Raw genomic sequence first — 22,603 nt, forward strand, 5'->3', positions numbered from 1 at the left:
GACAGTGTCTTTTGGAAGGTCTGGTTTATTCTGTCCTCCACAGAACGTGCGAAAAACAACCGTTAAGAATAAAGCATATATGAATTTCATACTTTACTTAACAGCCGCCTTTGCGAGGGACACGTTTATACAACATTTTACCATCTCGTTCAACTAGGTTGAGCGAGATGATTGGATATGCATACTTGGGCGCATGCAATACGCTATGGCTTCTTATGACTATTTTGTCGTTAACCTTCAGGCTATGCAATTGCTGCAATTCATCAGACTTTTCCGGTCCATAACCAAGAATATAATCATCACCATCAATCCTGACCATCAGTCCGAAACCTAACCGTGAGCCTGGCGGAAGAGAAAGAGAGGTGACAACAGCCTCCATATTGGTAAAAGCCTTTATATGCTTCCTTATTTTAGCTTCACTGGCATATACTTTTTTACCTGCGGGAGATGCTTCCCATTTTTTGTACAGTATCCCATCAGGGGTAGCCTCCCATTTTTTCAATGCAGCTTTCCTTTCAGCCGCAGAGGGTGGTGTTGAAGGTGACTTTTCAGCCGCTTCATGTGTACGTTCACGATTGGCAAATACGAGTCCGCCTACCACAACCAGTGGTAAGATCAGCGCAAAAATGATTTTCTTCATTTTTTCTGTAGGTTTAATTAAAATGAATCATTATCCTGAAAAATCAGATGCATGTAGGCGTTCTTTTTTTCAAGGATGTCAACCACTGCGGTGAGCAGCAAAGCTAAAAGGTTCTATTCTGTCGTCTGTTAATGACCTGTAAAACAATGTTAACGAAACGTAAAAGCGGCTCACGAAAAGCCTACGGAACGGACCGGGCTCCAAAATGGATGAATTCGGCGGCCTCGAAACAGAAAAGCAGTAATTGACAAAAGGGCGAACGTCGTTTTTTAGTAAACTTGGTAAACTTCTGCCCTATGAAACGTACCGCCTGCTGGTTGATCGGCTCACTGCTGAGTGCGGCCTGCATTACGCCCGCCCCAACTGCCCTGACGTTTTCCGACGTGTCGAAGACGAATCTGCCCCTGCTCGACCTCACCAATAATTCCATGGATGTTGAGCCCCTGGACGTTGACAAAGACGGCGACCTCGACCTGATCATTGCCTCCGAGTTCCGGCCAAACGTCATCCTGCTCAACGACGGAAAAGGTGTTTTCACGAGCGGAACCAAAGGTCGGCTGCCAACCAAAAACCACGATCATGAAGACATTGCCCTGGGCGATTTTGACCGGGACGGGGATACGGACCTGATTTTTGTAAGCGAGGACGATAAAATTCATGAATATTACCTGAACGACGGCAAAGGGGTGTTTCTGGACGTAAGCGATCAGTTCCCTGTGCAGTGCATCAGTAATGCCGTTGTGGCTGGCGATTTCGATCAGGACGGTGACCTCGACCTGATTATGGGCAACGACGGGCAGGATTACTTCCTGGCCAACGACGGTAAAGGCCGGTTCACGAACGAGTCGACGAGCCGGATGCCGGTCGATCAGGACGTAACCCAGGACGTTGAAGCCGCTGATATGGACAAGGACGGGGACCTGGATTTGATTTTCGGCAACGAAGATGACAACAAGCTCTACCTCAACAACGGGAAAGGTACGTTTACCAACGCAACCACCGGACGGCTCCCAATCACGCCCGGTACCGAAGAAACCCGCAAGGTGGACCTGACCGATGTGGATGGCGACGGGGATCTGGATGTCCACTTTTCCAACGTTAACTTCCGGCGCACCAAGAACCCCGCCAATCGACTGCTGATCAACAACGGCAAGGGCGCCTTCACCGACGAAACCGCTCAACGGTACAAAGCAACCAACGACCTGAACACCGCCGATGCGCAGTTTGCCGATCTCGACGGCGACAAAGACCCCGATCTGGTGCTGGCAAACATATTTGGCACTGCCGGGCCGCAGGTCCTGATCAATAATGGAAAGGGGGTGTTCTCGGAGCAAACCAAAACGTACCTGCCCGAAGGCGTCGGTCGGGAAGCCATCTCGGTCGAAATAGCCGACGTCAACAACGACGGCCTCCCTGATCTTTACTTTGGCATTTTTCGCGATACGGACGTACTGCTGCTGGGAAAGCGGTAATTTCCGGCCCAGCAAGCGCCTGGCCGGAACATCAGGCCCGCAGATCAATCGCTACCTTCCGGCCGGTTTCGGCGGCTTCCAGAATCGCCCCAATGAGCTTCATGTCTTTCCAGCCTTCTTCGCCGGAAGCCTCGGGTTTCTGCTTCGTCAGTACGCTCTGTGCAAACGCATCCAGCTGCGCCACCTGCTGATACCGGGGCGATGGTACGTTCATGGCTCCCCGGCTGGTGATTCCCTGCGCACCAGTGGCGTTGTAAGATGGGTCCAGTTTAAACCAGCCCCGCTCGCAGGTTACGTACAGCCGGTCGACGTAGGACGAGTAGGTCGTGCTGCAATGCGCCAATGCCCCGTTGGGAAATTCAAACTGCCAGAACACCGTTTCGTGCACATCCTTGAAATGCACTTTGTCGAAGGTATAGGCCTGCGCCGTCACGCTGATCGGGTCTTCGTTGAGAGTTCGGCGTGCCCCCTGAATCGCGTAGACCCCTAAATCCATGATGGCCCCGCCCCCGCCGATTTTCTTATCCAGCCGCCACGAACCCGGTCCCGGTACGGTAAACCCAAGCCCCGACTCGATTACTTTTACGCCCCCGAACTCCTTTCCGGCCGCCAGTCGGCGCATTTCCAGGTGGTGGGGTTCAAAATACAGCCGGTAGCCCACCGATAGCTGAACGCCCGCCTTTTCGCAGGCCATAATCATCTGCCGCGCTTCGGCCGCATTCATCGCCATGGGTTTCTCGCAGATGACGTGCTTGCCGGCCTGAGCGGCCCGGATCGTGTATTCGGCGTGCAGGAAATTAGGCAGCACAACGTAGATGATGTCGATGTCCGGGTTGTTCCGAATCTGGTCGAATGTCTGGTAGTTGTAAATATTTTTGGCAGGGATGCTGTATTTCTCCGCCCACGTTTTTGCCTTGTCCGGCGATCCGGTTACGATGCCGGCGAGGTAACAGCCCTGCGTTTCCTGCAAGGCAGGAGCCAGTTGATTGGTGCTGTAGTTACCCAGCCCGACCAGCGCAATACCCAGCTTTTCGGGAGCCGGCTGCTGGCGAGCCAGCAGATCAGACGAGGGCAACAGCAAACCACCTGCCGACAGGGCGAGCGTTTGCAGCGATTGGCGACGGGACATGGACGGTGTCATGGGCAAACAGGTTGAGTCTATGAACAATAGGACAAAAAAATAGAACAAACCGTGACTAGTCACTACCGTTCATCACAAAGTCTCAGGTGTTACCCAGATCCGGCATTTCGTAAAGATCACTCAGGAACAAAGCTGGGGCGAATGCCGGTCGAAACCACGCCCAACCGGGTACTGACTATACGTATCGGCACATCCCATAAATGTGCATAAAGAGTCATCTTTCTTAAAAAAAGAGAAGTTTTTATCTATTTGAGGGCATAAAATAGCTCGGTTTAGGCCAATACTAACTGTATTTTGACATTTATTTGGTTTTCGCTTATCTGTATTTTATGTTTGATTTATTGGACAATACCGGTAACAATATATACAGTTCAAAATCTTTCAGATGGCTTCTTTTTTGGCAAATAGATTTTGCTTCACAGCGTACAACAGCCATTTTGTCCGTGGCAAAACCCACTGATGCGTATTCATCCCAAACCCTAGCCTGATAACTGCCTATGCGTAGATAACCGAAGAAATTTGAAGAAGTCAACGGTGGGTCCAGCACCGTTGACCAGTAATTCCCGATCTGCAATGCACCCCGAGCGGGGTGTCAGGAATGCTTTTGCCCTATTTGTGTCGAACAAAAACGCCTGAAGTTATGAAAAATATCTTACACACCGAGCGTTCGCACGTTCTTGGAAGATATACCCTGTTTTCACTTCTCTTTACTGCCGCGCTACCTGCTGCGCTGGCCCTGCCAGACGATGACCGGAACGGATCGTCACACCTAAGCCCTGCTTTCCGGATGAATACCCGTGCGGTCCTATCAACCGCGGCTGACATTACGGTACGTGGTACCGTTACCGACGAGAAAGGCGAAGGCCTGCCCGGCGTCAACGTTGTCGTCAAAGGCTCGACCCGCGGCAGCACGACCGACGCCCAGGGGAAGTTCACCATCAACGTACCGGACCAGGGTGCCAGCCTCGTGTTTTCATTCGTGGGGTACAAAACCCAGGAGGTCCCGGTCACGTCGGCCTCCAGCGTAACCGTCAAGCTGATTGCCGACGACCAGTCGCTCGATGAGGTGGTGGTAGTTGGATACGGTACCCAGTCACGGGGAACGGTTACCGGTGCGGTGGGGTCGGTCAAAGCCGACGAGATCATCCGCACACCGGCCGTTGCTACGTCCAGCGCCCTGGTTGGCCGCGTTCCGGGGATTACGGCCCGGCAACCCGACGCCCGGCCGGGTGGTGGCACCAACATCCAGATCCGGAACATGGGTTCGCCCCTGTTCGTTATCGACGGCATCGTAGCCGATGCCGGTCAGTTTAATAACCTTGGTATTAACGATATTGAAAACATTTCCATTCTGAAAGACGGCTCTGCCGCCATTTACGGCCTTCGGGCAGCCAACGGGGTTGTACTCGTCACCACGAAGCGCGGGAAAGCAGGCCAGAAGCCGGTCATCAGCCTGTCGGGGTACTACGGTCTGCAAAACTTCACGCGCTACCCCCGCCCGGCCAACGCCTATCAGCACGTTCGCGCCCTGGCCGAATCCGACCAGAACCGGGGCATTCCGACGACCATCACGCCGGATGAACTGGCCAAATGGCAGGCCGGTACCGAAAAAGGCTTCCAGAGCTTTGATTATTACGATATGGTGATGCGGCCAAACGTTCCGCAGTGGTACGTGAACAGCAGCGTATCAGGCGGCTCCGACAACGTAACCTACTACGTATCAGCCAGCCACCTGAGCCAGGACGCCCTCATCCGGGATTATCACTTCAAGCGGAGTAACTTCCAGGCCAACGTAGATGCGGGTCTGAGCAAGAAACTCCGGATTGGTACGCAGATCAGCGGGCGCATCGAAGACCGGTTTCAGGTGGGTGTACCGGGGCTGGACGATTACTTCAACCCGTTCCTGAGTATCTTTTCGATGTGGCCCACCGAGCGGCCCTACGCCAACGATAACCCGAATTACATCAACCAGACCCATAACGTAAACGTTAACCCGGCCACCTACAAGAAGGAAGTCACGGGCTACATAAACGAATACTGGCGGGCCGTCAAAGCCAACTTCACGGCGCAGTACAATTTTGATTTCGGGCTGAACGTGAAGGGAACGTACTCGTACAACTTCTCCAACTTCGACTTCGACGGGTTCGAGTACACCTACGATGCGTACACCTACGACCCTAAAACCGACGCCTACAACGTAGTGCCGGGCGGGGGTAACCAGAACCCCTGGCGCGAACGGCGGAAACGGAACATTGTCGACCGCTTCATGCAGTTGCAGGCCACCTACAACAAGCAGTTCGGCGACCACGGTCTGTCGGCAGTGGGTGCCTACGAGCGCTACGACACCGACAACAAGTACCTGGTGGTGCATACCGTGCCGCCCAACAACTACATTCCGCTGATGTCGTTTGCCAACCAGGATCTGCTGATCGACGAATGGAACGTAACGGCCCGGGCGGGCTACATCGGCCGGGTTAATTACAACTACAAGCAGCGGTACCTGGTCGAAGCGCTGGGTCGGTATGATGGCTCGTTTCTGTTTGCACCCGGTCGTCGGTACGGGTTCTTCCCCGGTGCATCCCTGGGCTGGCGGCTGAGCGAAGAGCCGTTTTTCAAGGGAAAATTCAACAACGTGATTAGTGAACTTAAGTTGCGGACCAGCTACGGCCGTACGGGTAGTGACCTGATCAACGACGCCTTCATTGTGGCCCCGTTCAGCTACCTGCCCGGCTATAACTTCCTGCAGGGCAGCGCGATCTTTAACGGCAACTACGTGATTGGTGTCCGCCCCCGGGGTCTGCCCATCACGACGCTGTCGTGGGTAACGAACGTATCGACCAACGTAGGGGTTGATTTTGGCCTCTTCGGCGGCAAGATTTCCGGTCAGTTCGACGTGTTTGAGCGCAAACGCAAAGGACTGCCGGCGGCTCAGTACGACGTGCTGCTCCCCAGCGAAGTGGGCTACACGCTCCCCAACGCCAACCTGAACTCCGATGCCATCCGCGGCCTGGAGGGCGCACTGTCCTACAGCGGCAAGGCCGGCGAGTTTACGTACACGATTGGCGGCAACGCAACCCTGGCGCGGCAGCGGAGCCTCGACATCTATAAGCCCCGCTTCGGCAACTCGTGGGATCAATACCGCAACTCCGCCGTCGACCGCTGGTCGGGCATCAACTGGGGCTACCAGGTCGTCGGCCGGTTCCAGTCGCAGCAGGAGATCGACGACTACAGGGTGGATAACGACGGACAGGGCAACCGGACCATGCTCCCCGGCGACTTCATCTATAAGGACGTTAACGGCGACGGTATCATCAACGGATTCGACGAACGGCCCATCGGGTATGCTGAAGGTGCTACGCCGTACTTCAACTACGCGTTCAACGGCACGCTGGGCTACCGGGGCTTTACGGTGCAGATCGACGTAGTGGGGGCTGGTTTGCAAACGTTCCGGCGCGAAGTGGAACAGAAGATTCCGTTCCAGAACAACGGTACGTCACCGGCTTACATCTTCGAAGACCGCTGGCACCGGGCCGATCCGTTCAATCAGGAAAGTCCGTGGATTGCCGGTACGTATCCGGCCGTTCGGAAGGATAGCCCCAGCCACGTGAACTACAGCCGCCGGAGCGACTTCTGGGTGACCAACGTACGCTACCTGCGCCTGCGCAACTTCGAGGTGGGCTACAACATTCCCAAGCCGTTCCTGAGCAAGTTGGGGGTGTCGGCCATGAAAGTGTACGTCAACGGCACCAACCTCATTTCGTTCGACAACCTGAAAGCCATCCAGGTTGACCCCGAAATTTCGTCGAACGGCGCACTGGTGTATCCTCCGCAGCGCCTGTACAACGCTGGTTTTGCGATGAGTTTCTAATCAACAAATGACTGTACCGATGAATCGTTTTCATAAATACCTCTCGATTAGCCTGCTGACTCTTAGCCTGTCTGCCTGCAAGGAAGACTTTCTCGAGCGCCAGCCGCCTAATATTATTCTCGAAAGCCAGGTCTGGAACGACAGCCGGATGATCACGGGCCTGCTGGCCAACTATTACGATCGGCTGCCGGCCCACACCCAGATCGATATTGGCTGGACGGAGTTTGCGGCCTACGACGAAGCCATGTGGTCGGGCAACAACGACGGCCCCAACAACATCATTTCCTACGGGTTTGATCGCTGGCGGTTGTGGGATTACGGTCTGATCCGGGACATCAACCTGGCGCTGGAAAGCATCGAAACCAAGAGTACGGCGCTGTCGGCCGCTCAGAAGGCTCAGTTCTCGGCCGAGTTCCGGTTCCTGCGGGCGTACACGTATTTCGAGCTGGTGAAACGCATGGGGGGCGTTCCCATCATCACCAAGCAGCTCATCTACGACTTCAGTGGCGATCCGTCGTCGCTGCAGTTTCCGCGCAACAAGGAAGTTGAGGTCTACGACTTCATTGCCAGCGAACTGGACGCGATCAAGAACGACCTGGGTAACGCCGGCAGCAACACCCGCGCCAACAAGTTCACGGCCATGGCGCTGAAAAGCCGGGCGATGCTGTATGCCGGGTCCATTGCGAAGTACAACAGTCGCATGGGTGCCCCCATTGCAACCCCGGGCGGTGAGGTTGGCATTCCGGCCAGCCGGGCGCAGGAGTACTACACCAAGGCGCTCGAAGCCGCCAAAGAGGTGATTGCGGGGCCGTATTCGCTCTACCGCGCCAACCCGATCCTGGGCGAAAACTTCTTTGAAGCCATCACGAAGAAAATCAACAACCCGGAGATCATCCTGGCGAAGGACTTCCTGACGGCCAAGGACAAGCGGCACGGCTTCAGCTACGACAACATCGCCCGCAACATCCGGGAGGATAACCTGTCGTCGTCGAACATCACACCGGTGCTGAACCTGGTCGAAGACTACGAATACCTCGACGGCAGTTCGGGTGAGCTGAAAATCCGCACCCCCGACGACCGGGATTACATCTACTACGATAACCTCAGCGGTCCGTTTGCCAACAAGGACGCCCGGCTCTACGGTACGGTCATCTACCCGGGTACCAGCTTCAAAGGCCAGGAGGTGCAGATTCAGGCGGGGGTAGCGGTCTGGAATGCCGCCAGTAACAACTACCAGTTTGTCGAAGGCAACACCCTGGGCTCGCTGCATACAGACGGCAGGCTGCTGACGGGTAGTTCGGGGCCGCAGCGGTCGCAGACGGAAGTGTCGAATACCGGCTTTTACCTCCGCAAGTACATCGATCCTACCCCGCTGTCGAGCACGCGCGGTATCCGGAGCGATATGTGGTGGGTACGGTTCCGGCTGGGCGAAATCCTGCTGAACGCTGCCGAAGCCGCCTTTGAAATCGGCCAGACCGCCGAAGCGCTGACGTACGTGAACCGCCTGCGCGAGCGGGCCGGTTTCCCCGCCAACAGTCTGAGCAGCCTGACGCTCGCCCGCATTCAGAACGAACGCCGGGTTGAGCTGGCGTTTGAGGACCACCGCGTGTGGGACCTGATGCGCTGGCGCATTGCCCACGAGGTCTGGAACGGCAACCCGACCAATCCGGAAGCGATGATGTACGCGCTGTACCCCTACCGGGTGATCCGTCCCGGCGACCCGGCCCGCGACGGCAAGTACATCTTTGTCAGGCTGGTAGCGCCCCGTTTCCGGGCTCCGCGCCTGTTCCAGATGGGCAACTACTATTCGTCCATCGACCAGGCGGTTATCAACAACAATCCTAAAATCGTTCGCAATCCCTTCCACTGATCTGAGACCATGAAAGCGATCCTTTATAGCCTCCTCGTCGGCACGGTTATGCTGGCCGGATGTGAAAAAGACAACTTCGAGCCGCCAAAATCAACGTTGACCGGTCGGGTGGTGTACGACAATCAGCCGGTGGGTGTCCGCACGAACGGCGTTCAGCTGGAGTTGTGGCAGCCGGGCTTCCAGCTGTTCACCAAAATTCCGGTGTACGTAGCGCAGGACGGTTCATTCTCGGCTTCCCTGTTCGATGGCGACTACAAGCTGGTGCGGCTGCGGGGCAACGGTCCCTGGGTTGACAATACCGACACGATCAACGTTCAGGTGCGGGGAGCCGCCACGGTCGACGTGCCGGTGCTGCCCTACTACGTGATTCGCAACGAAAAGTTCCAGCGCAGCGGCACAACCCTGACCGCGACCTGCCAGGTGGCGCAGGCCACTACGGGCCGGGCGGTGGAGCGGGTCACGATGTACGTCGGCGCAACCCAGTTTGTGGACATCAACAACAACGCCGGTCGCGTCGACCTGACGGGGGCCGCTCTGGCTGACCTGAGCAAGCCCCTCGCCTTCTCAATGGCGGTGCCGGGGTCGCTGGTCGGCAAAGGTTACTTCTACGGCCGGATCGGTGTCAAAACGGTCGGCGTTGCCGAAATGCTGTACACGCCCGTGATGAAAATCGCGCAGTAAGCCGTTTCGAACCGGATGACAGCCAGTTCGCTGTCATCCGGTTTCTTCTATCCACCCAAACCCTTTCCTCCCTACGTCGTTCACCAACCGCACGCGTTGTCATGTCCAGAATTATCATCTGCCTGCTGGTAAGCCTGCTCTGGTGTGTCCTGAGCCCGGCAAAAGCGCAGGAGGGCGGCTTCACCACCCACGATCCGAGCACCATACAGAAGGAAGGCGGTACGTACTGGTACTTTTCGACCGGCAACGGTATTCAGACCGTCAGTGCCACCGACCTGCGGAGCTGGACCGTCAGCAAGCCGGTCTTTGACAAAGGCACCTGGCCCGGCTGGATCGACAGCACCGTGCGGGGCTTCAAAGGGCATTTCTGGGCCCCCGACTGCATCCGGATGAACGGCCGATACTACCTCTACTACTCCTGCTCCACGTTCGGCTCGGCGGTGTCGGCCATCGGCGTTGCTACGTCGCCAACCCTCAACCCACAATCGCCGGACTACCGGTGGACCGATCAGGGCGTGGTCGTTACGTCGAAAGTCCGGACGGACATCAACGCCATCGATCCCGGCCTGCTGCGCGACACCGACGGCCGGGTGTATCTGGTCTACGGTTCGTTCCACGGCGGTATCGGAGCCGCCGAACTCGATACGCTGACCGGCAAGCTCAAGGGGGGTACGACCGTCAAAACCGTAGCCGGTGGTCGCCAGTCCGACTGGGAGGCCCCCGCCCTTGTGAAAGAAGGCAACTACTATTACCTATTTGTCAATAACGGCCTCTGTTGCAAGGGTTTGAACAGCACGTACTACATCGTCGTGGGCCGGTCAACGAATCCGCTCGGTCCATTCGTGGACAAATCAGGGCGCGATTTAACGGCGGGGGGCGGCACGCTGGTGCTCCGTACCGAAGGGCAGTACATCGGTCCCGGTCACGTCGGGCTGTTACGTGAGGGAGGCCGTAACCTGGTGTCTATCCATTACTACGACGCCGAAGACAAAGGGCGATCCAAATTCAGTCTGCGCAGACTTTCGTTTCGGGACGGCTGGCCGGTGCTGGAGCGGGACATGTACTGAGGTGTGCGGCCAGCGCGGAGATAGCCTTACTCCGGTAGTGGGATCTGCTGAGCTGGGCAGCCCCCCGACGCCCATACGCCTTATTGTTAAGAGCATACCGCACGGCTAAAGCACGTCTTTCCTGGCGTCAAGTTCTTTCTTTATTTCCTTTAAATGATTCAGGTTCAGGAACACGATGGGCAGTAAGCCGAAAGGCATAATGATAAACGCATTAAAGCCTTTCTCGAAGGCCATAACAATTCCCATAACCAGCAGTAAAAGCAGCATGCCGGCAAGCGTACCTGTCACTACTTTTACCGTCTTCTCCTGCTTGAGCAAGGCTTCGCTACTCATTTCATTCAGGTTCTTACTTTTCATTTGATTCGTTTAGGTTAAACGTATGGGTTGCGAACCGGGCTTTGCGTTTATCACAGCAACGCCGGCATGGGCATTCCATTCCAGACGGCCCTAGTGGTTCAGATTGAATGACGTTTCAGCGTATTTTGAAAATCCTCCCGTTTTCGCAAACGCTGCCAGCGCGAATCGGTCTGATAAGCCTGCGCGGACACGGCGGCTGATTTTTGCGGACTCCGTAACGCTTTACCCAAATGCACAACAGCCAGCGAATCGTTGCCCTGAATGCTGTATAACTCGGCCAGTGAGTCCCAGTAGTCACCAACGTCGCCCACCTGATAAATAACTCTCCACAGGGCCTCATCGGCTTTCTTGTAGGTCTTCTGACTCATATAGGCGTAGGCCAGGGCATTATTCAGGGGAGGGCTCAGTTTCTGTTCCATATGGTTACGCTCTACGAGGTCGATGAGTGATTTGAAATCATTCTCGTTGGCATAAAATCCAGCCAAATACATATTGGCAGTCTGAGCTAGATTGTTTGACACGTCGGGAAGGCCCGGCTCACTGACTTTACGCATATTTTCGACGAACAACCGTTTGTTGTTTCGGGTCGTTGCCGGGTCTGCCCTGGCGTAATAGACCAGGTACATATAGATTTCTCCCCGGGTGTAAAACACTGATTTATCGTTCGGGAACCCCTTAGCGAGGCTATCAGACCAGGCATGGGCTTCCTCATAATTCTGGCTATTCAAGGCAACGGCAACCGAGGTCAGATAGAACGTATAATCGTTCATCAGTTCCCGGTGTTTCTTTATATACGCATACACTTTGTTAACCATGACGGTATCTTTCCTGGCCATGTAATACGTAACCAACGCTTTTGGCGACCGCACCTTCATAATTTCCATGGCTGCTTTATGAATCAGGTGTTGGGCAGGTTCATTCCGTCTGATGGTCAACGGCTGCGTGATCTGGTCCGTAACCTGTATCGCTACGGTTTGGGTGGAGTCGCTGAGCGTTACGTAGCCGCCGATGCTTTTATCTTTCTTGCCCAGGAAGACCAGAATGGATTTGGTAATAGCTCTGAGATTAAACCCTTCAACGGAAAGCTCATTCAACAACTCGGTGTTATCCGTATTACTGCCGACCAGAGATTCGTCCCTGGCAAACACACCGTTCATGATGTTGTCAATCTCATCGAGAATGGCTTGTTTAACCACTTCTCCGCTGTACCCCTGTTCTACCCAGGCGGGCGGCACTTTAAAATCCTGGACGTAGAAAATGTTTCTCTTGTATTCTTTCCGGAGGTAAACGCTAAACGCAATAAAGAGCGTGAGCCACAACAGTTTTACGCCAACCCCAAACCACTTTTCGAACAACTCGAGCCACGCTAATCGCTGAATCTGCTTTAAAAATGATTTAAGACGTCCGGACTGAACAGTAGACGAAGGATTTGCTTCCATTCCAGAGAAGAGTAACCAGCTAAAACTCCTCAATATACGAAAGAATTAGCCCTGTATGCCGATAATACCGGCCGATTTTTACGTACCAACCAGATTCCGGGAAGTGGCCCAACGAGCAGTTCCCCGTTCCGGCGGGTTCGCCCAGAGGAGCCGGCTAACGACCGGGCGGCTAACTGCCGGGATAATTAACGAACGGTATTCCTACGACTTAATTCCGCCTTAATGCTTTTCAGTCTTTTCGAGTAGCTGGACCCAAGTAGAAACGGCGCAATCAGCAACAAAACAGTAAGGATAAAACCACCCTGGTGGGTAGCCGACCAAACCGCTACGCCAATAACTGCACCAATGAGCACGGCCAGTGGAATTGTGGTTCTTTGTGACGTTAATTTTTTCTGTTCTGCCACCAATTCGTCACGAGTCATTTTGCTGTGGTCTTTACCTGAAAGCATACCGATATCCAGGGTGATAAAACTATTAATTGGCCACGTATTTATTGGGTCGCTTGGGAGGTCAGAATGGATGTCCAGTCTTTCCGGTTGGGGGCGTTCCCTGTGCTGACCGAGTCGCTTGACTGAACGGACGTACCAGCACCTTTTACGCACCAACGTTCTTAACCGGCGAGCGACCCGTCACCGGAGGCTGACTCACACGAAGCGAAGTCAAAGCACGTGATTTCGCGTTTGTAATTCCTTCCTGACAGCTTTCACATCAGCTATGTTCATAAATACAACAGTGGAAAGTGAGAGAGGGATGATAAGCAGGGGAAGGCCAATGGTGAACTGATCGTTGAAGCATAAAAACAGGGCTGCAATCAATAGCACCGTGAGTAAACCGGCAAGCGAAGCCGTTACGACTTCTGTTGTTTTTTTCCGTTTGAGCAAAGCCTCATCGCTCATCTCCTGAATTTTCATGCAGTTAATTTAATAAAATAAATAAAATACCGTATCGGGCGACAGGCCTGTCGCCCGAAAAGCCGCCACGTGGAGCTGCCACAGCGCACTCATCCACTAAATTACCTGCCTGGATTCTAACAGATTCTTTATTCCGAATTAATAGGCAACGGCGATAGCTTTTTGCCAGTTAGCCTGAGTGTCAAGTTGATCCAAGATGCAATTCGCCAGATCAGCCCGCGAAATCTTATTCGCATGGTCCAACTCACCCGATGAACCCACCCGATATTGACCCGTTCGCTTCCCATCGAAAAGGAATGACGGACGCACAATCGTCCAGGCTAAACGGCTCTCTCGTATCGTCTGCTCCATATGCCGCATATCGTCGTAGATATTCTTGAGCAGTGGCTTAATCAGCCAAATGTAAAACAGGGGCCCAACCGGTTTGTCCAGAACACCGACACTGGTAAGGCAAATCAACCGCTGAACGCCAGCTTTATCCATTTGATCGACAATATTGCGGGCTGACTCGCGGTAAAACGTCATAGGTTTCAGGCTGTTCTTCCCAATAACTGACAGCACAGCGTCCTGATGCTGAAGTGCGGGAGCGAATGAATCCGGCTTCATAACATCACCGGTTACCGTGCGCAGTCGCGCATGGGTTAGCGTGAAGGCTGCGGGACGACGAACAATCGCCGTTACCTCATGGCCTTTGTCAAGGGCTTGTAGGATCAGTTCGCGGCCTGTTCCGCCCGTGGCCCCAAAAACAGCTATTTTCATGATGACCTGTTGAGTAATTGGCTGGCTACCAGCCTCCATTGGACCGACTGTATTTCGGGACAGGCCGCTTATCGAGGGTAAGCCTATCCAAGCGACACGAGTTATCCGCCCAGCCTACAGCCTGAGCTTCCCGTAGCTGTTATTATAGAGTTTCCCCTCCTTCGGGTGGGTAAATTTCAAAGCTGGCCAGATAGTGTTTATGCTTAAATTCTTACTTTCTACAAGGCCATACTCGTAGCCTATTTCAATTACTTTGGTTAGCTTGAGATCAGTTCCTTGCCGGCCTGCCTTGGGCCATGACACCCAAAGCATACCCGTTGCCCTTAGATGGTTTTTGAGCATGGCGAACTGCTCGTGCATTTCTTGCTGATTTGTAACAAAAAGGTGGATGTAGTCGAAACTTCCATCAAGCGTTGTCTTAACGTCAAGATCGGGCAACTCCATTGCTGTTATGGCTTCCGTAGGAGCATTGATGAACAGAGAACTACTCCCCGGTTTAATACCCATTTTGGATGAAACAGATTTCGTCATGCTCACTGCTTGTCGAATGCTCGTTTTAGATCGATCTACCAGGCAAAACCGGTTCAGTCGTTACCTTGTTTAGACTGCGTACCATCTCCGCCGGCATGTACTGACAACCAGCTGAGCACAACCCCAAAAACAAAACGACGGATATCTGCGCAGATATCCGTCGTTTTGTTTTTTTACTCAGCCACCGCTACCGGCTGCGGCCCAGCTTCGGGCCGGTCGCCTTTGGATCGATTCCGGCGTTTTTTTCGGCGCTTGGGCTTATCCGCTACGTCTCCGCTGACGTTCAAGACCGGATCGCCGGGCAGCGGTACGCCCGCTTCCGGGATAACGGCCAGGGGCGTTCCTTCCGGACGAGGCTTACGGCCGTTACGGCGTCGTTTGTTGTTCCGCTTGCGCTCTGTTGCCTGTGGTTGTTCGCCGTCCAGAACGGGCTGTGCATCGGTTGTTTCCACCGCGAGGGCCTCCCCGTTATGCCCGGCGCGTTCCTGACCACGCGAACTGCTACGCCGTGCCCCGTCCTCCCGGCCACTGCTGCTACCGCGGCCATTACTACTGCGGTTATCTCCGCGACGACCGTCACTACGACGGCCGTCGCCACGGCGGCTACCGTAGCGCTTCGGATCAAATATCGGCGCTTTACCTAAGCCCAGATCTTCCGTAATAGCCAGTTTGTCGACCGCCCGTTCAATCAGCCGCTCGATCTTCACCACCCGCTGCTGGTCTTCGTCGCTGATAAACGTAATGGAGGTTCCGGTGGTGGCGGCCCGGGCCGTCCGGCCAATCCGGTGTACGTAGTCTTCGGCATCGCGGGGAATGTCGTAGTTCACTACGTGCGTCAGGTTGTCGATGTCGATTCCACGCGACAATACGTCGGTGGCGACCAGGATTGGAAACTTGCGGTTTTTGAAATCCCGCAGCACAATCTCGCGGTCTTCCTGCTCCAGATCGGAACTGATGCCGCGCGATTCGTACCCTAACTTGCTCAGCGCCCGCACAATACTACCCACCTCCGATTTACGCGAGGTAAACAGCACCATGTTCTGCACCGGGGTCGGGCTGTTCTGAATCAGATGGGCCAGCAGAGGAAGTTTCTGGCGGTCGTAGGCCAGGTAAAACTGTTGATCGATGCCCGCAGCCGGTTTTGATACGGCCAGCCGGATTTCGGCGGGTTCCTGCAGGATCTGCTTTGAAAACTCGCGGATTTTGTTCGGCATGGTAGCCGAGAACAGCAGCGTCTGGCGCTTGACCGGCAACTTCCGCACGATATTCAGAATGTCGTCCGAAAAGCCCATATCGAGCATTTTGTCGGCTTCGTCGAGTACCAGGTAATCCAGTTTATCGAAGCTGACGTAGCCCAGCTGCATGTGGGCAATGAGCCGGCCGGGTGTCGCGATGATGATATCGGCGCCCGTTTCGAGGGCTTTGCGCTGTTTGTCCCATTCGTCGCCTTTGCTACCACCGTAGATAGCAATACTGGTCGCTTCCACGAAGTAGCCGAAGCCCTCTACCTGCTCGTCGATCTGTTTGGCCAGTTCACGCGTCGGGACCAGAATCAACGTACTGGTGTGATCATGGTCGGCGTGCGAAATCCGGTCGAGGAGCGGAATGAGGTAGGCGGCCGTTTTGCCCGTACCCGTCTGGGCGCTGGCAATCAGGTCTTTGCCTTCGAGAATCAGGGGGATGGCCTGCTCCTGAATGGGCGTGGCCTGCTGATAATTCATAGCCTGCACACCAGCGAGCAGGTCGTCATGAAGATTAAATTCGGAAAATGTCAAGGTGCAGCACGTGTTAGTGAAGTATAGCTGACCTACTTTCCTCAGTCAGCAACCGTCGCAATCGGATCACCGATTGATTATGACAAATATACCAAAATCTTCTATATTTGCCGCATGAATTCCCAACAGACTGACGCTACTTTCTTCCGACATCGTCATCATCATGGCTGCTAGGCCATCTTTCCTCTTCGTTTGACTCGTTGGTCCGTCTGTTTCCTGTATTTTTACCGTTCCATTGTCCCGATTGCCGACGCTGTAGCTGATTGATTCAGTCAGTTATCGTCCTTTTCAACCTGAATTATGTCTTCCGTACTACGCATTGCCCTGCAAAAATCCGGTCGGCTGAGCGAAGATTCGTACCAGCTTTTTAAAGAATGTGGTATCCGCTTCGACTACGGCACTGGTAAGCTTAAATCCATCTCGTCGAATTTTCCGGCCGAATTCCTGTTCCTGCGCGACGATGATATCCCCGGCTACGTCGAAGATGGCGTGGCGGATCTCGGCATCGTCGGCGAAAACGTGGCCGTCGAAACCGCCCGCCAGGTGGCCACTGTCCATAAATTAGGCTTCTCGAAATGCCGCCTGTCAATTGCCATTCCCCGCGGCACCGATTGGGGTGGTCTGAGCGATCTCGACGGCAAAAACATTGCGACGTCCTATCCTAACCTCCTCGGCAGCTACCTCGCCGATCAGGGCGTCCAGGCTACTATTCACGAGATTAGCGGCTCGGTTGAAATTGCGCCTAGCATTGGCCTGGCCGAAGCCGTCTGCGATATTGTCAGTTCGGGCAGTACGCTGCTGAGCAACGGGCTGAAGGAGGTTGAAACGATTTTCCGGTCTGAAGCCATCCTGATCGCCAATCCGCAGATGAACGACGACCGGCAGGCGCTGACCGAGCAACTGCTGTTCCGGATCAAAGCCGTACAGGCCGCCAAAAACAACAAGTACATCGTCCTGAATGCCCCGAACGAGGCCATTCCGCAGATTTCGCGGTTACTGCCGGGGATGAAAGCGCCGACTGTTATGCCCCTGGCCACCGAAGGCTGGAGTTCCGTGCATTCGGTTATCAACGAAAATGCGTTCTGGGAAAACATCGAAGCCATCCGCGCTGCCGGTGCCGAAGGCATTCTGGTTATCCCGATTGAGAAAATGATCAATTAATAAAGGAGGAAGGGAGAAAAGGAGGAAAGGGAAAGGAAGCTTTGCGCTTCAATTCCTTCCCTCCCTTCCTCCTCTCCTCCTTCCTCCTTTCCTATGCAAATCATCCCTTTCCCCACCCGCGCCGAATGGCCTGCGTTGCTGGCCCGGCCAGTGCAGTCGAGTGCGCAGATTGAACAGGTGGTTGCGCCTATTCTGCAACAGGTCCGCAGCCAGGGCGACAAGGCCCTGATCGAGCTGGCCGCCCGCTTCGATAAAGTTGATCTCGCCCAAACGGGTCTTGCCGTATCGCCCGACGAGCTGGCTGCGGCCGAGAGCCAGTTGAGCGACGACCTGAAAGCCGCCATCCGGCAGGCGTATCAGAACATCCGGACGTTTCATGAAGCGCAGAAACAGGCGGTCGAGAAGATCGAGACCATGCCGGGGGTTACGTGCTGGCGCCGTAGTGTCGGCATCGAAAAAGTTGGCATCTACATTCCGGGCGGCACGGCTCCGTTGTTCAGTACTGTATTGATGCTGGGCGTACCGGCGCAACTGGCCGGCTGCCGTCAGATCGTACTGTGTTCGCCGAGCAACCACCCGGCCATCTACTTCGCGGCTTCATTGGTGGGCGTTACGCACGTGTTCCGCATCGGCGGGGCGCAGGCGGTTGCCGCCATGGCCTACGGAACGCAGTCGGTTCCGCAGGTGTACAAGATTTTCGGGCCGGGCAACCAGTACGTAACGGCCGCCAAAATGCTGGTCGCCAAAGAGGGCGTTGCGATTGACATGCCCGCCGGACCGAGCGAAGTGGCCATTTACGCCGACGATACGGCCGTGCCGTCGTTCGTCGCGGCCGATTTGCTGTCGCAGGCCGAACACGGGGCCGACAGCCAGGTGCTGCTCGTGTCAACGAGCAAAAAACTGGTCAGCACGGTCAATCTGGTGCTGGATACGCAAATGAGTCGGTTGCCGCGTCGCGATCTGGCGGCCCGGGCGATCGACAACAGCAAAGCCATTCTGGTCGACACCGCCGACGAGGCCATTGACCTGCTGAACGCCTATGCGGCCGAGCACCTGATCCTGAGCGTAGCCGACGCCGAAACCGTCGCCGAACGGATTGTGAATGCCGGTTCCATTTTCTTGGGTAATTATACCCCTGAGTCAGCGGGGGATTACGCGTCGGGCACGAACCATACACTACCAACCAACGGCTTTGCCCGGGCCTACAGTGGCGTATCGCTGGACAGTTTCGTGAAGAAGATTACCGTACAGAACATCACGCCCGAAGGCCTTCAGGTGCTCGGTCCGGTGGTCGAAGCCATGGCTGAAGCCGAGTCGCTGGAGGCCCACAAACGGGCCGTGAGTCTGCGGCTGGCGGCATTGGCCGAGCAGGTTACGGACTGATTTTGTTATATTGGTAAAAACAGAAAATTATGAGCCAGTTATTGATTGAAATAGATACGCCGGAAGACGAAGCGCTGCTGCTGCGTCTGCTTCCGAAGCTCAACGCCCGTGTTATACCTCAGCCTCAACCGGAAGCCTCTAAACCATCTTTTGTGGACATTGCCGAACAAATCGCTGCCCTGGGTGGTGTTACTTCATTCGGTGATCCATCCGAGTGGCAACGTAAAATTCGTGGTTGGGATCGGGTTCTGGATGGGCGTGAGGAATGATTTTAGACAGTAATATCATCATTTATTTTGTCGATCCAGCGTATGCTAAGTTACGAGCTTACCTGCGTGAACGGGAAACTACACTTCATGTTTCCTTGATATCCAAATTAGAGGTTTTAGGTTATCACAAGCTCAAGGCTACTGATAAAGTTGAGTTGGAACGCTTGCTGGGTGCAGCCTCTATATTGCCTATAACTGATGATGTTGTTGACGAAGCTATTCGTTTGCGCCAACAACGTAAACGGTCCATCGGGGACTCGATCATCGCGGCTACTGGCCTGCTCTATAACTTGCCCGTGCTGACCAACAACATTGACGACTTCATTGACATTCCGGGCTTACAAGTCATTGCGTTAACCAGCCTATTGACCCCTTCATGAAACACCTTGCCGACCTGCTGCTGCTGGGCGACCCGCGCCTGTACGAAACCTGTGAGCCAATCCGTCAGGAAGAACTTCCGCTCGTAGCGGGCTGGGTAGCCGACCTGCACAACGTGATGGAGGAGATTCGGGCGACATACCAGTTTGGCCGGGGTATTGCGGCTCCGCAACTCGGCATCATGAAACGGCTGTTTTACCTCAATGTGACCGGGCCGGGCCACGCTGGGCCGCAGGTCATTATCAATCCGGAGATTGTGCAGGCCAGCGACGAGATGAACGAGTTGTGGGACGACTGCATGAGCTTTCCGAACCTGCTGGTACGCGTCAAACGACACCGCAGCCTGACGCTCCGTTACCGCGATGAGCATTGGCAGGAACACACCTGGACCGTAACCGACTGGGCCATGTCGGAGTTAATTCAGCATGAGTACGACCACCTGAACGGCGTCCTCTGCACCATGCGGGCCATTGATCCCCAATCGTTTCGCTGGCGACCCACGCCTACGCAACCCCTATGACAGTTGATACTACGTTAGTTTTTGACCTCCTCTCAGTAGCGGATGCTCCCCTACTGGCCGACGTAGCCCGGCGAGCCTACACCGACCATTACCTGCATCTGTGGCACGACGGTGGGGCCTGGTATATGGAGCGGTGCTTTACCCCGGCCGTACTGCAACGCGAACTGGACAATTCCAACGCCCGCTTTTACCTCGTTCGGCAGCAGGGGCAGGCAGTCGGTTTCTTTAAACTGAACCTCGACCAACCGCTGAAAGGTCAGGAAACGGTTAACGCCATGGAGCTGGAACGTATCTACCTGAGTAAGGACGTAACGGGACAGGGCATCGGTAAAGCCGTGCTGACGTTTGTGGTTGATTATGCCCGGCAGTTGGGTAAGGAGTTGATCTGGCTCAAGGCGATGGATACGAGCCACGATGCCATTGCGTTTTACGAGCGAATGGGTTTCGTCGTCTGCGGCACCGACCGGTTGACGTTCGATGTCATGAAAGAGGACGTGCGGGGCATGGTGGTAATGCGCAGGCCCCTTTGACAGTATTGCAGTGTAATAACTACGCCAACCCTATTGACACTCACGCATGTAATGGGCCGTATTAAACACGGCGTAAATTTGTAGCACAATGTTTAATTTACAATCCCTTCTCCGTCCGCACATCCTGACGCTGACCCCTTACTCCTCGGCCCGCGACGAGTACACCGGCAAGGAAGGTGTGTTTCTGGACGCCAACGAAAACGCCCTCGGTTCCACTACCGACTCGGGCCAGTATAATCGCTACCCGGACCCGTATCAATGGGCCATCAAAGAACGGTTGGCCCCTATCAAAGGCGTGCGCCCGGAGCAGATTTTTCTGGGCAACGGCTCCGACGAACCCATTGACCTGCTCATCCGCGCTACGTGCCAACCGGGACAGTCCGACGCTTCGGCCGACAATATCATCATCATGCCCCCCACCTACGGTATGTACGAAGTGTCGGCGACGATCAACGACGTTACGCTGGTTAAGGTACCGCTGACAGCTGCTTTTCAGCTCGATACGGATGCAGTACTGGCCGCCATTACGCCCGGAACGAAGATCATCTGGATTTGCTCGCCCAACAACCCGACCGGCAACCTGATCGATCCGAACGCCATCCGGACCATTCTGAACGCGGCCAGTCACGCGCTGGTGGTCGTCGATGAAGCCTATATTGATTTTGCCGAAACAGCTTCCTGGACGAGTGAACTGGACAATTACCCGAATCTGGTCGTGCTGCAAACCTTCTCGAAAGCCTGGGGACTGGCTGCGCTTCGGCTGGGCATGTGCTTCGCTTCGGAAGAGTTGATCCGGGTGCTGAACAAGATCAAACCCCCGTACAACATCTCGGCCCCTACCCAGTCGCTGGCTCTGGAAGCGCTGGACCACGAACGCGAAAAAAACGAGATGGTCGCTCAGATTCTGGCTGACCGGCAGGTTTTAGCCGAAAAACTACTTTCTTTGCCCATTGTGCAGCACATTTACCCGTCGGATGCGAACTTCCTGCTGGTACGCTTCACCGACGCAAAAGCGGTGTTCGAGTACCTGATCAACCGGCAGGTGATCGTGCGTGACCGCTCGAAGGTGAAGCTGTGCGAAGGCTGTCTGCGCATCACCGTAGGAACGCCGGATGAGAACGAGCGGCTGCTGACGGAGCTGCGTCAGTACAACGGTCCCACAACGCCGGATGTATCGGCGCATACCGGCTCCGTTACGCATCCCGAACCCGTGTCGAATGCCTGAACTTCGCCGGAGGCTGAGTATCCAACAACTGAATGAGTACGTTTTCCAGGCTATGAGAAAAATTGGTCTATTTCTACTGCTGATGTCGCTGGGCTGGCTCGGCGCCACCAACCACGCCCAGGCCCAATACAACAACTGGTCGGTCGGCTTCCGCATCGGTGAACCGTCGGGGGTGAACGTCCGGAAATACTTTGGCGAAAATCACGCGTTCGACCTGAACATCGGGACGTACGGTGGCCTGTACGGCAATAACCGGGCGTACCGGGCTGGTCGCTATAAAAGTGTGGGTCTGGCCGTTCAGGGGCATTTCCTCTGGCATACGTCGTTCGGGTCGAGCCAGACGTTCCGGGGCTACTACGGCTTCGGTGGGCAGATCGGCTCCCGGCGCTACTACCCCGACCGGCTGGCCTATGTTAACGAGTTTGAAAGCACGATTTCGCTGGGCGGTTCGGGCGTGGCCGGTCTGGAAATTTTCCCGGCCAGTAAACCCTATTCGTTCTTCCTGGAAACCGGCCTCTACGTCGAAGTGCTGCCCGCTCCGTTTTTCCTGAACCTGCAATCAGGGGTGGGCCTGCGGTATAATTTTTAGGGAAGGAGGAAAGGGAAGAGAGGAGGAGAGAAACCGT

The 22,603-nt window shown here is 55.0% G+C and carries 22 protein-coding genes; 13 read left to right on the top strand and 9 right to left on the bottom strand.

Features of this window, described 5'->3' with window-relative positions; genetic code table 11:
* Positions 1–97 precede the first annotated feature (97 nt).
* Positions 98–640, bottom strand: coding sequence for a hypothetical protein (locus tag DYU11_RS11320; RefSeq protein ID WP_119667784.1), 543 nt, complete (start codon positions 638–640; stop codon positions 98–100).
* 296 nt (positions 641–936) lie between these two features.
* Here DYU11_RS11320 and DYU11_RS11325 point away from each other — a divergent pair, with 296 nt between their 5' ends.
* Entirely contained in the window at positions 937–2,112 is a 1,176-nt protein-coding gene (locus DYU11_RS11325; RefSeq protein ID WP_119667785.1) for an FG-GAP repeat domain-containing protein, read from the top strand.
* 31 nt (positions 2,113–2,143) lie between these two features.
* On the opposite strand, the gene DYU11_RS11330 is transcribed toward DYU11_RS11325, so the two are convergent.
* The gene (locus DYU11_RS11330; RefSeq protein ID WP_119667786.1) at positions 2,144–3,253 is read right to left on the bottom strand and encodes a Gfo/Idh/MocA family protein; all 1,110 of its coding nucleotides are present in this window, start codon (positions 3,251–3,253) and stop codon (positions 2,144–2,146) included.
* 640 nt (positions 3,254–3,893) lie between these two features.
* Here DYU11_RS11330 and DYU11_RS11335 point away from each other — a divergent pair.
* The 4 genes from DYU11_RS11335 (at position 3,894) to DYU11_RS11350 (ending at position 10,739) form a co-directional block, all read left to right on the top strand.
* Complete coding sequence (locus DYU11_RS11335) at positions 3,894–7,121, top strand: SusC/RagA family TonB-linked outer membrane protein (RefSeq protein WP_119667787.1); 3,228 nt, start codon at positions 3,894–3,896, stop codon at positions 7,119–7,121.
* 19 nt (positions 7,122–7,140) lie between these two features.
* Positions 7,141–8,991: a RagB/SusD family nutrient uptake outer membrane protein gene (locus DYU11_RS11340; protein ID WP_119667788.1), complete on the top strand. Its 1,851-nt coding sequence runs from the start codon at positions 7,141–7,143 to the stop codon at positions 8,989–8,991.
* Positions 8,992–9,000: 9 nt separating this feature from the next.
* Positions 9,001–9,672, top strand: a complete 672-nt coding sequence (locus DYU11_RS11345) for a DUF3823 domain-containing protein (RefSeq protein WP_119667789.1) — start codon at positions 9,001–9,003, stop codon at positions 9,670–9,672.
* 101 nt (positions 9,673–9,773) lie between these two features.
* On the top strand, positions 9,774–10,739 hold the full coding sequence (locus DYU11_RS11350; protein ID WP_119667790.1) for an arabinan endo-1,5-alpha-L-arabinosidase: 966 nt from the start codon (positions 9,774–9,776) through the stop codon (positions 10,737–10,739).
* A gap of 105 nt (positions 10,740–10,844) precedes the next feature.
* Here DYU11_RS11350 and DYU11_RS11355 read toward each other — a convergent pair whose 3' ends face one another.
* The 7 genes from DYU11_RS11355 to DYU11_RS11385 form a co-directional block, all read right to left on the bottom strand.
* The gene (locus DYU11_RS11355) at positions 10,845–11,096 is read right to left on the bottom strand and encodes a redox-active disulfide protein 2 (protein ID WP_119667791.1); all 252 of its coding nucleotides are present in this window, start codon (positions 11,094–11,096) and stop codon (positions 10,845–10,847) included.
* Between the two features lie 98 nt (positions 11,097–11,194).
* A complete protein-coding gene (locus DYU11_RS11360; RefSeq protein WP_147367920.1) occupies positions 11,195–12,535 on the bottom strand; it encodes a tetratricopeptide repeat protein in 1,341 nt (446 codons plus the stop codon).
* Between the two features lie 185 nt (positions 12,536–12,720).
* Entirely contained in the window at positions 12,721–12,984 is a 264-nt protein-coding gene (locus DYU11_RS11365; protein WP_119668305.1) for a hypothetical protein, read from the bottom strand.
* A gap of 210 nt (positions 12,985–13,194) precedes the next feature.
* A complete protein-coding gene (locus DYU11_RS11370; protein WP_119667793.1) occupies positions 13,195–13,446 on the bottom strand; it encodes a redox-active disulfide protein 2 in 252 nt (83 codons plus the stop codon).
* 138 nt (positions 13,447–13,584) lie between these two features.
* On the bottom strand, positions 13,585–14,244 hold the full coding sequence (locus tag DYU11_RS11375; RefSeq protein WP_119667794.1) for an NAD(P)-dependent oxidoreductase: 660 nt from the start codon (positions 14,242–14,244) through the stop codon (positions 13,585–13,587).
* A 75-nt stretch (positions 14,245–14,319) separates the two neighbouring features.
* Positions 14,320–14,736 carry a DUF3052 family protein gene (locus DYU11_RS11380; RefSeq protein ID WP_119667795.1) on the bottom strand — a complete coding sequence of 139 codons (417 nt, stop codon included), beginning with the start codon at positions 14,734–14,736 and terminating at the stop codon, positions 14,320–14,322.
* A gap of 173 nt (positions 14,737–14,909) precedes the next feature.
* Complete coding sequence (locus tag DYU11_RS11385; protein ID WP_119668306.1) at positions 14,910–16,457, bottom strand: DEAD/DEAH box helicase; 1,548 nt, start codon at positions 16,455–16,457, stop codon at positions 14,910–14,912.
* A gap of 354 nt (positions 16,458–16,811) precedes the next feature.
* Between DYU11_RS11385 and hisG the strand changes: the two genes are divergently transcribed.
* From hisG to DYU11_RS11425, 8 genes are all read left to right on the top strand, one after another.
* Positions 16,812–17,672, top strand: coding sequence for an ATP phosphoribosyltransferase (hisG, locus tag DYU11_RS11390; protein ID WP_119667796.1), 861 nt, complete (start codon positions 16,812–16,814; stop codon positions 17,670–17,672).
* A gap of 93 nt (positions 17,673–17,765) precedes the next feature.
* Positions 17,766–19,055: a histidinol dehydrogenase gene (hisD, locus tag DYU11_RS11395; protein ID WP_119667797.1), complete on the top strand. Its 1,290-nt coding sequence runs from the start codon at positions 17,766–17,768 to the stop codon at positions 19,053–19,055.
* A gap of 29 nt (positions 19,056–19,084) precedes the next feature.
* Entirely contained in the window at positions 19,085–19,324 is a 240-nt protein-coding gene (locus DYU11_RS11400; RefSeq protein WP_119667798.1) for a hypothetical protein, read from the top strand.
* Positions 19,321–19,704, top strand: coding sequence for a type II toxin-antitoxin system VapC family toxin (locus DYU11_RS11405; protein WP_119667799.1), 384 nt, complete (start codon positions 19,321–19,323; stop codon positions 19,702–19,704). The genes DYU11_RS11400 and DYU11_RS11405 overlap by 4 nt, the downstream gene beginning before the upstream one ends.
* Entirely contained in the window at positions 19,701–20,222 is a 522-nt protein-coding gene (locus tag DYU11_RS11410) for a peptide deformylase (RefSeq protein ID WP_119667800.1), read from the top strand. Before DYU11_RS11405 ends, DYU11_RS11410 begins: the two co-directional genes overlap by 4 nt.
* A complete protein-coding gene (locus DYU11_RS11415; RefSeq protein ID WP_119667801.1) occupies positions 20,219–20,752 on the top strand; it encodes a GNAT family N-acetyltransferase in 534 nt (177 codons plus the stop codon). The genes DYU11_RS11410 and DYU11_RS11415 overlap by 4 nt, the downstream gene beginning before the upstream one ends.
* Before the next feature lie 88 nt (positions 20,753–20,840).
* Positions 20,841–21,977 carry a histidinol-phosphate transaminase gene (gene hisC / locus DYU11_RS11420; RefSeq protein WP_119667802.1) on the top strand — a complete coding sequence of 379 codons (1,137 nt, stop codon included), beginning with the start codon at positions 20,841–20,843 and terminating at the stop codon, positions 21,975–21,977.
* A 52-nt stretch (positions 21,978–22,029) separates the two neighbouring features.
* Positions 22,030–22,566, top strand: coding sequence for a hypothetical protein (locus DYU11_RS11425; RefSeq protein ID WP_119668307.1), 537 nt, complete (start codon positions 22,030–22,032; stop codon positions 22,564–22,566).
* Positions 22,567–22,603: the final 37 nt, after the last annotated feature.

The organism is Fibrisoma montanum (assembly GCF_003583365.1).
Classification (GTDB): domain Bacteria; phylum Bacteroidota; class Bacteroidia; order Cytophagales; family Spirosomataceae; genus Fibrisoma; species Fibrisoma montanum.